Below are 10,590 nucleotides of genomic sequence, written 5' to 3'. Positions count from 1 at the left end.
TATTAAATTCTCCTCACCGCGGGATTAGGTGTTATGGTTGCCTCAACTATGGAGTCTTCAATAGCTTTAAATCCGTGAAGCTCGTTAGGCCTATAAAAAACCGTTGAACCTTGAGAAACTTCAGTCTTCCCTTTTTCCGAAGTAAAAAGAAGCCTGCCTTTCAGAACTGTTATAAATACACTTGAGGGTGACGTGTGAGGCTTCACTTCCTGCTCTTTTCTTAAGTAAAACCTTACCACCTTCGCGTTTGCGTCCTCGTAAACGAGCTCACTAATCGGCTTTTCCCCGAACTTCTCTTCAAGAACTTTTATCTCCGCCATAAGAATAATATAAGTAACTGTTTACAAACATAGACATGAATAAGAGAAGGTATTCAAAATAGGAAAAATTTATATGATTTAATTCTATGGAAGAAGTAGGGCTTTGGGAGAGTGTGGTAAAAGAGAAAAGACGTAATGAGCAAATTGTCTTAATACCTAAATGGAAGAGACCTTTTGACATTATTCTTTCCCTTATTTTTTTATTAATCTCAATACCTTTCTTTATTATAATACCACTGTTGATAAAACTTATTGACGGTGGTGAAGTATTTTACACTCAGGAAAGAATAGGATACAAAGGAAAACGTTTTAAAATTATAAAATTTAGGACAATGTACAAAGATGCGGATAAAAGGTTACGAGACATATTACAAAAAAATCCAGAACTTAGAAAAGAATGGGAAGAAAATTTTAAACTTAAAAATGACCCTAGAATTACTCCTATAGGGAAGTTTTTAAGAAAAACTTCCCTTGATGAATTACCACAGTTTATAAATGTACTTAAAGGAGACATGAGCATAGTAGGTCCAAGACCGGTAGTTAAAGAAGAATTAGAAAAATTTTATAGAGAAAAAGCAGTGTATTACCTATCCGTTAGACCGGGTATAACAGGTTACTGGCAAGTTAATGGGAGAAGCAGTGTAAGCTCTTATCGGGAAAGAGTAGATATGGATATATGGTACGTCAAAAACCAATCTCTACTTCTTGATCTAAAGATTATTTTGAAAACTGTAAAGGTGGTACTTACAGGTGAAGGAGCCTATTGACTACACAGGCTATGAAAAAAAAGTAGTCTTAGTGCATGATTGGTTAATATCCTTAGGTGGCTCTGAGAAAGTTTTGAAAGAATTTGTAGAAATTTTCCCTCGCTCCGATATATATACCCTATTTTATGACGAAACTTTAGTTAAAAATTTAGGTCTAGATATTAATAGAGTATACGGATTTAAGGTAAATGCTTTTATTCGTAAATATTACCGATACTTTCTTCCTCTGTTTCCAATATTAATAGAAAATATGAATGTGCATAATTACGATATAGTGATAAGCTCTTCCCATAGTGTAGCTAAAGGTGTATTAACTAAAAGTTATCAAGTACATATATGCTACTGCCATACACCTATGAGATATATATGGGATATGTATTGGGAATATAATAAAAATTTGAGTCTAATTCCTTCTCTTTTTCTAAGATTAATTTCCAATTATTTAAGAATATGGGATTATTATTCAGCACAGCGTGTGGACTACTTCGTAGCTAATTCCAAATACGTTGCTAAACGAATAAAGAAATTTTATAGAAGGGATGCAACAGTTATATATCCACCTGTAGAAGTAGAGAAATTTTACATATCGCCACAAAAAGAAGACTTTTATTTGGTCGTTTCAAGGCTGGTTCCTTATAAAAATATAGACATTGTTATCAAGGCTTTTAATATACTGCGAGACAGAAAGCTTATAGTAGTAGGGTCCGGTCCTCTTTTAAAGCATTTAAAAAATTTAGCTTCAAAAAACATAGAATTTTTGGAATTTATAGAAGATAAATTGTTAGCGTATCTAATGTCAAAAGCAAAAGCACTCATTTTTAGTGCTGAAGAAGATTTCGGTATAGTTCCCGTAGAAGCCCAGGCAGCAGGTACTCCGGTAATAGCCTATAAAAGAGGGGGTGTTGTTGAAAGTGTAATTGAAAATTTAACGGGAATATTTTATAAGGAAAACACACCGCAAGCTATAGTTAAAGCTATAAAACATTTTGAAAAAATAGAACATTCTTTTGATCCACATATAATCCGGCAAAATTCTTTAAAATTTTCGAGAGAAAGATTTAGAAAGCAGTTTAAAGCATTTCTTGAAAGAGTCATGTCCCAAAGTATATAATTCTTCACGTATAATAAAACAGCGTAATGGAAAAGCAATTTAGAGTAAAAACCTTGGTAGTGTTTGGTACAAGGCCTGAGGCCATTAAGTTAGCTCCTTTGATTAAAGAAATGGAGCAGGACAAAGGTTTCGAGGTTATCGTATGTAACACCGGACAGCATATAGAAATGACTAAAAAAATTATAGAATTTTTTAATATAGTCCCAGATTATGAACTTAACATAATGAAACCAAACCAATCCCTACATGATATAACAACAGAAGTATTATTGCAGTTAAAGAACGTTTTAAAGGAGGTTAAACCGAATTTAATTATAGTTCAAGGCGATACCACCACGGCCTTTGCAAGCGCACTTGCAGCTTTTTACGACAAATATCAAGTGGCACATATAGAAGCGGGACTAAGAAGTCATAACCGATACGCACCTTTTCCTGAGGAAATGAATCGTATCCTTATAAGCAGGTTGGCAAATTATCACTTTGCTCCTACAAAAAAAGCCAAAATTAACTTAATAAAAGAAGGAATAAAAGAGAACATATGGGTTGTCGGAAACACAGCAATAGATGCTCTTTTCTTGGGGCTGAAGATTATTAAACAGGAGGGTGAAGAAAAGTATAAGAAAAGGTTCCCTTTTCTGGACTTTTCAAAGAAAATAATTCTCGTTACGGGTCACAGGAGGGAAAATTTTGGGAAACCTCTTCAGGAAATATGTTATGCACTCAAAGAAATAGCGGCTAGGAGAAAAAATGTCGATATAGTTTTTCCGGTACATCTAAATCCAAATGTAAGAGAACCGGTCAATCGCATTCTCAAAGGCATAAAAAACATTCATCTGATAGAACCGCTTCCTTATAACCACCTTATATGGCTTATGAGTAAGTCTTACCTAATACTAACGGACTCTGGAGGAATACAGGAAGAAGCTCCAAGTTTAGGGAAACCCGTACTTGTAATGAGAAATGTAACAGAAAGAGTAGAAGGTTTAGAAAAAGGTGTTGCAAAGCTTGTCGGAACGCAAAAGGAAAAAATAGTTGGTGAAGTCTTTAGATTACTGGACGATAGGATTGAATATTTAAGGATGGCGAGACCTGTGAACCCCTATGGTGATGGTAGAGCAAGTAAAAGGATTGTAAACATAATAAAACGTATGATGAGAAAAGGAAAGTTATAAGAATAGTTTCAAAAATGCATTTATGTGTTCTTCAGCTGCTTTTTCCCACGAAAATTTCTTAGAGTAAATTTTCCCATATTCTGACATCCTTTTCCTTTGGTAAGGTTTATCTATTAGATAAATCATCTTTTCGACAAGTTCTTCCGCACTGTGGGGATTAAAATACATAGGGATATCCTTACATATTTCTGGAATGCTGCCCATGTTTGACGCCAACACCGGGCATCCGCAAGCCATAGCTTCAATAGGCGGGAGCCCAAAACCTTCATAAAGTGAGGGATAAACAAGAAACACACTTTCCCTGTATATTTGTGCTAAATCCGAATCATTTAGTACATCATTTTTAAGTTTTACATATTTATAAAGTTTTAAATCGTTTATATATCTGTATACGTACTCGTTTTTCCAACCACTGTAACTTACAATTAGAAGAGGGAATTCCCGCTTATATTTATCAGGTAGCATAGAATATGCCTTTAATAAGGTGATTAAATTTTTCCTAGGCTCTATATTTCCTACAAATAATATGTATTTTCTTTTTTCAAAGTTTTCATCTTTGCTTTTGAATATATTATGGTCTACACCATGGTAAATAACTTTTATTCTTTCTTCTACCCAAGGAAACAGGTTTACAATTTCGTTTTTTACATAATTCGAAGGAACAATAATTAAGTCAGCTTTTAAAGTTTTTTTTATAAATCCCTCTGAGAAAAACTTTACCCGGTAATAAGGTTGAAAACTTGGATTAAAAAAGGAAAGATCATGGACAGTACAAATTTTTTTTCTAGCTCTAATATCTAACGGCACAAAATTAGGTTCGAAATAAATGTCAGTGTACATAAGTTTAGTCATAATATTTCTAAAAAAGGTCACTACTTTAACAAACAAGTAGTCTTTAATTAAAAAGTTTCTAAACCTAGAAAGTAATTCTATATTCTTTTTCAAATTAATTGTGAAATCTGAGCTGCGAAATTCTCTAGTATTTCCAAGGAATAAACCATATAGTTTAACTTTTTCATTTTCATTAGATTTTAAATACATATTAAGAGTTATGTAATAGGTATACTTCCCTACACCTGATAAAGTTTTATTTAAAGCTGGCAAATAATTTATAAGGACTTTAAGCGACAACTTCCGTTCCCACCCCCTCTTTCGTAAATACCTCAAGGAGGATTGAGTGCTTCACCCTTCCGTCTATTATGTGGACTTTTTTAACACCCTTTTCAAGGGCTTTGAGTGCGGACTTCACCTTAGGAATCATTCCTTCCCTTATAACGCCTTCCTTTATAAGCTTTTCTGCCTTTTCCCTTGTAAGCGTTGATATTAGTTCTCCCTTTTCGTCCTTAACACCTTTTGTGTCGGTAAGGTAGATGAGTTTTTCCGCCTTCAGCTCTCCGGCTATCTCCGCAGCAGCTATATCCGCATTTATGTTGTAAGCCTCTCCCTTTTCCCCCACACCTATGGGTGCTATAACGGGAATGAAGTTATGACTGAGAAGTGTGTAAATTAGTTCTTCGTTCACGTCCGTAATCTCCCCCACGTATCCTATATCCTCCTCGGGAACGGGCAGTCCGAGTTCCGAGAAATACCTATCTTTATCAAGCTTCTTTGCTTTCAGCAGTCTTCCGTCCCTCCCCGAAAGACCCACAGCGTATATGTTCTTTCCGCTGAACCTGTTTATTAGGGCAACTATGTCCTTGTTTATATCCCCGGATAAAACCATCTCAACTATATGCATCGTGAGTTCATCCGTTTTCCTTATGCCGTTTATGAACTTCGGTTTTATACCGAAAACTTCCAAAGTCTTACTTATCTGGGGTCCTCCTCCGTGAACTACTACGGGATTTATACCCACGTATTTTAAGAGAACAACATCCTTAGCAAAGGATTCCCTAAGTTCCTCCTCGTGCATTGCGGAACCGCCGTACTTTATAACGAATATCTTTCCGTGAAACTCCCTTATGTAGGGAAGGGCTTCTTGGAGTATTTTCGCTTTCTCTATCGCATCGTTCATTTCTCTTCTTGAATGGTAGCTATGTTAATATCTCTTCCGAGTTTCTCCTGAACGGACTTAACCTTTTGAACGAGTCTACCTTTTTTACCCTTTCTGTAGTCTATCTTCATAGTTATGGAAATCCTATTGCAGTCCTCCTTTAGCGCTTCAAATCCCTTTTTTAGAACATTCATAACCTCGTCCCAGTCCTCACCCTCTATTATCGTTCCCATGGGTGTCAGAACATAAGGAAGCCCAGACTTATCAACTATATCAACTACCCTTGCAACGTACTTGCTTACGCTTTCTCCTTCTCCTAGGGGGGTCATACTTACAAACACAAGGAAGCTCATGTATATAAATTTTAGTAGGCTTCTTCCTCCACGCGAATTAAAACAGGCTTATCAACCACAACAGGAAGCTTCTCTATATACGAGAGAGCCCTCTGAATGTCCTTCTCGTAAGCTTTGTGTGTAAGGATAACAAGGGGAACTATGGGTTCTCCTTCCCTTCCCGCTATCTTACAAACCATCTCTTTCTGGAGAACGGAGGCTATGCTTATGTTGTAGTTGGCAAGGACGTTCGCAATCTTAGCGAGAACACCGGGTTTATCCGGAACGTCAAAACGGAGGTAATAACGGGAATAGAAGTTCTTTCTCACCTTTAGCTTATCCTTATCCCAGTTTATTGAAATTCTTTCCTTCCCTCCGCAAAGGATAAACCTTCCCGCGTCTATTATGTCTGAAACTACCGCGGAGGCAGTCGGGTGAGAGCCGGCACCTTGCCCGTAAAACATCGTCTTTCCCACAAAGTCCCCCTCTATCATAACGGCGTTGTAAACGCCCCAAACCTTAGCGAGTGCCTCTTCCGAGTGTATAAAGGTCGGGTGAACCCTTATCTCAACCTCTGAGTCTACTTTTTTGGCTATTGCGAGGAGTTTTAATGTGTATCCAAGCTCCTTTCCGAGCTCAACGTCAAGTTTTTCAACGTTGGTTATACCTTCAACGTATACGTCTTCAAAATCAAGGTATCCCCCGTATGCAAGCATGGAGAGTATAGCTATCTTGTGGGCTGCGTCCCATCCCCCGACGTCCAGTGTCGGGTCAGCCTCCGCATACCCCTTTCTCTTTGCCTCTTCAAGGGCTTGATTAAAATCAAGGTTTTCCTCAAACATCCTTGTGAGTATGTAATTCGTCGTTCCGTTTAAAATCCCCAGAATTGATAAAATCCTGTTTCCCGAAAGCCCCTCTTTCAGAGCCTTTATAACGGGAATGCCTCCTCCCACGGAAGCCTCAAAACCGATAAAGAGGTTTCTCTTCTGAGCCTTCTCAAATATCTCTTTTCCCTCCTCCGCAAGGAGATGCTTATTCGCTGTAACTACACACTTACCCCTATCAAGGGCTTCAAGGATAAGTTTTTTTGCAAACTCCTTCCCTCCTACAAGCTCAACAACTATGTCTGCACTTTCAAGAACCTCCCTATAGTCAGTTGTTCTAAGTTCCTTGGGTACCTCAAACTCCCTCTCCCTTTCCCAGTCAAGGTCCGCAACCTTAACGAGTTCAAACTCAATTCCCGTTTTCTTCCTTATCAATTCCCTGTTTTGTATGAGAAGTTTTACCGTTCCCGTTCCTACCGTTCCGCAACCTACTATGCCCACTTTAAGGCTTTGCATAAGAGAATTATCTACCATTTTTCCGAAAGCAACAACATAGGGTTTTAAAATATTGAGTGTGATAAAAATATACGTAAACACCTTTAAAGGCTTTGAGGAGATAGATAAGGAAGAACTGCCCGAATACGAGGGGAAATTTATAGTCTGGTTTGACCTTTTTAATCCCACAGAAGAGGAAATAAACTTTATCCGAGAAAAAATAAGCTTCAGTATGCCGCCGAAGGAAATACTCGGAGACATAGAGATAAGCTCTAAATACATAGAGGGAAACAACTTCCTTGAGATAACTCTTTCCTTTGTAATTCTCCAGAAGGATGAGATAGCGGTTGAACCCGTGGTTTTCTACATAAAGGAGAAATACTTCGTAACCGTAAGGTATAGGGACATACCTTCGATAATGCTATTTAAAAACAGGGTTAACTTTCATAAGGAGTTTTATCAGTTTCCCGAGAGTCTTTTTGCGGAGATACTCGGCATAGAGGTTGACAGACTCGGGGACAGGCTGGAAGTTCTCGGAAACAAGATTAAGGATATATGGAGACAGATGTTCGTAGAGCAATCGGAGGAGATGATAAGGGACCTGGCCTTTTACGACGAGCTTAACATAACGATAAGGGAGAGCATAAACGAGAAGTTAAGAGTGATAAGCAAAGCCCTTAAGAGCTCCATAATAAACGCTCACACCAAAAAAGACCTGAGGGTTATATACGACGACCTTACTACGCTTCTTGACTACACCTCCTTTTACATGGAGAAGATTGACAGCATACAGAACTCCCTCCTCGGACTCATAACCATAAGACAGAACGAAGCGGTTAAGGTTTTTACCGTTCTTGCAACAATATTCCTTCCCGCCACACTTATAGCGAGCATATTCGGGATGAACTTCAAGTATATGCCTGAACTTGACTGGAAATACGGATACCCTTACTCTCTCTTCCTTATGGTTTTTACAACCGCAGTTCTTCTTTTCTGGGTAAGGAGAAAGGGATGGCTCTGAAGAGAAGGATAGCCATTGAAGACTTCGTTTTAGCCTTTACCGTTCTTCTCACCTTTTCCTATCCTTTTATAATCACCTTCTTTATCCTGTATAAAGAGCATGAAAAGAAATTTTACGCAAAGATGGTTATGGAAAAATTCCTTCGCATTCTTCTTTCCCAAAAATGCGAAGAGAAGTTCGTTGAAATTATTCCCTACATGCATAAAAGCTTACTCGGTAGGGTCTCGGAATTTGAAAAGCTTTGTTTGAAAACCGCAGGTAAAAAGGTGATAGCAAAAGAGTTTATTCCTAAAGACGGTGAGTTCATATATAAAGCTAATCTGAGCGACGGAGAGCTGAACCTAGTAGGTATGTGGGAGGGAGAGGAGTTTAGAGTTATCCTTATAGATTATGATTAAAGGAATAGATATAGGAGGGACCTTCATAAAGGTTCTTTGGGAAGACGGAAGGAGTGAGAAACATTACATAAAGGATATAAAAAAGGATAAGGAAAAGCTCCTGAAGAAGATTAAGGAAATTGTTAAGGAAGGAAAACCCACAGGTGTTGGCATAGCGGTTGCAGGTTTTACCTCCCTTGAGGGTAAGGTTTACAAGTCTCCGAACATTCCGAACCTTGACGGCGTTGACTTCAGGGAGCTTCTTGAAGAAACAAATATCCCCTTCGTTGTCGGAAACGACGTTAGCCTCGGTGCTTTCGGGGAGTGGTATTACGATAACAGGGAAAGTGAGATACTGCTTCTCGTTGCAGTGGGAACGGGTCTCGGTGGCGGACTTGTTTATAAGGGGGAAGTTTTCTTCGGGGTTTGCGGAAGTGCCCTTGAGATAGGACACCATATAGTTGAAAAAGACGGAGAACTTTGCAACTGCGGAAGAAAAGGGTGCTGGGAAGCCTACTGCTCTTCTTACGGAATTGAAAGGGAGTATAAGAAACTGAAGGGTGAAGACTTCAGAGATTACGAGATAATAGAAAGGGCAAAGGAAGGGGAGAAAGAAGCCATTGAGGTGGTTAACCTCTTTAAGGATTACCTCAGTGTAGGTCTTATGAACATGGTTCATATATTCAATCCCGATAGAATTGTCCTTGCGGGAGGAGTCATCCAAACAATGGGAAAGCTTCTTGAGGATATTCCGAAAAAGGTTAATGAAATCTCCGAAAGTCTTCCCGCCTCGTGTGTTGATATACGCTTCTCAAGCGCAGGGGAGTTTATGGGTGCAAGGGGGGCCTTAGCTTACGCGTTGAAAAAATTGAAGAAGTAATGTAAATTTTTTCTTAGAAAACCGGGGAGGTGGAAATATGATTATTGAGTATAGGAAAAAGAAGGGAAGTGACGAGTGGCATTTCTGCACAAAATGTCCAAAATATCCCACGGAAGACTACGAGACATGGTGCGGAGCTACAAGACCACCCGGCGGTAAGATGTGCGAAGAGTGTATACTCCTTGAAGAGTCTGACGATCGCGATTGCGAACCCAAGATATGTTAAAACAGCTCTCACCCCTTCCCTTTCGCTTTTACTTCTTATATCAAAGAACAAAATAATAAAAACACAAGTATTGAAAGAAGGAAGTGATATCCTTCTTGAGGAGTTTGTAAACTACTTCCTTAGAAAAGGGGACCCGGAGATTCCCTTTGAAACACTCGGCATACCTTCATCCCATAAATGTTATGAAATTTACCTATACCTGAAGGAAAAGGTGAGATTCGGGAACGTTATAACCTACGGAGAACTTGGGAAAGTTTTGGGTGTTCATCCCAGGTTTGTAGGTTTTTGTATGAAGGTGAACCCTTTTCCCGTAATAGTTCCGTGCCACAGGGTCTTATCAAAAAAAAGCTTAGGTGGGTACTCGGCGGGTGTTGAGATAAAAATAGAACTTTTAAAGCACGAAGGGTGTAAAAATGTTTAAGATTTTTTCGGAAGTCTTACTTCCCTTTTCGGTTCATAAAGTTGTGGAAAGCCGGGGGGAATTTATTAATGTCCTTTCGGAAATTAACGAAAGTTCACTATACTATCACACCTGCGGTTATCTACTCAGGGAACTCGAGGGATATACCGATTTCGTAAACGATTTTTCTAAGTGGCTGAGTGAGAATAACCTAAAAGAGGCATCAGAAAAAATGAACGCCATAAACCCCTTTGAGCTTAGAAACTTGAAGGAGCTAAAGGAAGAAGTTTTGAGGGTGTGATAGAAAAGTAATAGATACGGGCATTTGTGTAAACACATTACAGGAACTTAAAGAGGCGGTTAGAGAGATATCCTACAACGGGATTTTTTATAACTTTTTAGGTGTGAAACTATGGGAGGGAAAGCGTATAAATACCTTCTCCGAATGGCTTTCGGAAATGAACGAAGAAAAAAAGCTCATCTTCTGGGTATAGATACGGAAATGTGGTAAAGGCTTGTTAGCAGAGCTCACGTAAATAGTTAGAGCTCCCTTAATTTCTTTAGAAGTCTTTCCTTTTGTCCCCTTTCCCCTTCCTTTCCCTGCTCAAGAAGTCTTAAGGCTTTCTCGTAATACCTCTTTGCTTCCTCTTTAAAACCCATCTTAAGAAGGAC

At 38.7% G+C, this 10,590-nt stretch carries 13 protein-coding genes and 1 pseudogene; 9 read left to right on the top strand and 5 right to left on the bottom strand.

Translation table 11 applies throughout. The features are described 5' to 3' along the window. Nucleotides 1-2: 2 nt before the first annotated feature. Nucleotides 3-320: a cupin domain-containing protein gene (locus tag ACWB1W_RS02115; RefSeq protein ID WP_479369748.1), complete on the bottom strand. Its 318-nt coding sequence runs from the start codon at nt 318-320 to the stop codon at nt 3-5. Between the two features lie 86 nt (nt 321-406). Between ACWB1W_RS02115 and ACWB1W_RS02110 the strand changes: the two genes are divergently transcribed. From ACWB1W_RS02110 to wecB, 3 genes are read left to right on the top strand one after another with little or no spacing between them, the layout of a single operon-like run. Continuing rightward, complete coding sequence (locus ACWB1W_RS02110) at nt 407-1,087, top strand: exopolysaccharide biosynthesis polyprenyl glycosylphosphotransferase (protein ID WP_479369747.1); 681 nt, start codon at nt 407-409, stop codon at nt 1,085-1,087. Then, on the top strand, nt 1,071-2,198 hold the full coding sequence (locus ACWB1W_RS02105; protein WP_479369746.1) for a glycosyltransferase: 1,128 nt from the start codon (nt 1,071-1,073) through the stop codon (nt 2,196-2,198). The genes ACWB1W_RS02110 and ACWB1W_RS02105 overlap by 17 nt, the downstream gene beginning before the upstream one ends. Before the next feature lie 26 nt (nt 2,199-2,224). Beyond that, nucleotides 2,225-3,370, top strand: coding sequence for a non-hydrolyzing UDP-N-acetylglucosamine 2-epimerase (gene wecB, locus ACWB1W_RS02100; RefSeq protein ID WP_479369745.1), 1,146 nt, complete (start codon nt 2,225-2,227; stop codon nt 3,368-3,370). Here the strand turns inward: wecB and ACWB1W_RS02095 are convergent. From ACWB1W_RS02095 to ACWB1W_RS02080, 4 genes are read right to left on the bottom strand one after another with little or no spacing between them, the layout of a single operon-like run. Further along, entirely contained in the window at nt 3,365-4,501 is a 1,137-nt protein-coding gene (locus tag ACWB1W_RS02095) for a glycosyltransferase family 4 protein (RefSeq protein ID WP_479369744.1), read from the bottom strand. The genes wecB and ACWB1W_RS02095 overlap by 6 nt on opposite strands. Then, nucleotides 4,491-5,384 carry an acetylglutamate kinase gene (argB, locus tag ACWB1W_RS02090; RefSeq protein WP_479369743.1) on the bottom strand — a complete coding sequence of 298 codons (894 nt, stop codon included), beginning with the start codon at nt 5,382-5,384 and terminating at the stop codon, nt 4,491-4,493. The genes ACWB1W_RS02095 and argB overlap by 11 nt, the downstream gene beginning before the upstream one ends. Then, nucleotides 5,381-5,716, bottom strand: a complete 336-nt coding sequence (locus tag ACWB1W_RS02085; RefSeq protein ID WP_479369742.1) for an MTH1187 family thiamine-binding protein — start codon at nt 5,714-5,716, stop codon at nt 5,381-5,383. The genes argB and ACWB1W_RS02085 overlap by 4 nt, the downstream gene beginning before the upstream one ends. 11 nt (nt 5,717-5,727) lie before the next feature. Continuing rightward, nucleotides 5,728-7,035: a homoserine dehydrogenase gene (locus tag ACWB1W_RS02080; RefSeq protein WP_479369741.1), complete on the bottom strand. Its 1,308-nt coding sequence runs from the start codon at nt 7,033-7,035 to the stop codon at nt 5,728-5,730. 58 nt (nt 7,036-7,093) lie between these two features. Here ACWB1W_RS02080 and ACWB1W_RS02075 point away from each other — a divergent pair, with 58 nt between their 5' ends. From ACWB1W_RS02075 to ACWB1W_RS02050, 6 genes and pseudogenes are all read left to right on the top strand, one after another. Beyond that, nucleotides 7,094-8,035 carry a magnesium transporter CorA family protein gene (locus ACWB1W_RS02075; protein ID WP_479369740.1) on the top strand — a complete coding sequence of 314 codons (942 nt, stop codon included), beginning with the start codon at nt 7,094-7,096 and terminating at the stop codon, nt 8,033-8,035. Beyond that, a complete protein-coding gene (locus ACWB1W_RS02070; RefSeq protein ID WP_479369739.1) occupies nt 8,026-8,433 on the top strand; it encodes a hypothetical protein in 408 nt (135 codons plus the stop codon). Before ACWB1W_RS02075 ends, ACWB1W_RS02070 begins: the two co-directional genes overlap by 10 nt. Next, complete coding sequence (locus ACWB1W_RS02065) at nt 8,426-9,292, top strand: ROK family protein (RefSeq protein ID WP_479369738.1); 867 nt, start codon at nt 8,426-8,428, stop codon at nt 9,290-9,292. Before ACWB1W_RS02070 ends, ACWB1W_RS02065 begins: the two co-directional genes overlap by 8 nt. A gap of 37 nt (nt 9,293-9,329) precedes the next feature. After that, entirely contained in the window at nt 9,330-9,518 is a 189-nt protein-coding gene (locus ACWB1W_RS02060; RefSeq protein ID WP_479369737.1) for a hypothetical protein, read from the top strand. 70 nt (nt 9,519-9,588) lie between these two features. Further along, nucleotides 9,589-9,939 carry an MGMT family protein gene (locus tag ACWB1W_RS02055; RefSeq protein WP_479369736.1) on the top strand — a complete coding sequence of 117 codons (351 nt, stop codon included), beginning with the start codon at nt 9,589-9,591 and terminating at the stop codon, nt 9,937-9,939. Beyond that, nucleotides 9,932-10,412 (top strand): annotated as a pseudogene (locus ACWB1W_RS02050) (DUF5752 family protein). The gene ACWB1W_RS02055 and the pseudogene ACWB1W_RS02050 overlap by 8 nt, the downstream one beginning before the upstream one ends. Nucleotides 10,413-10,590: the final 178 nt, after the last annotated feature.

The sequence above is a fragment of the Aquifex sp. genome (assembly GCF_056494385.1).
The sequence above is the reverse complement of the archived record's forward strand: the minus strand, read 5'-3'. Positions and strand labels throughout refer to the sequence as shown.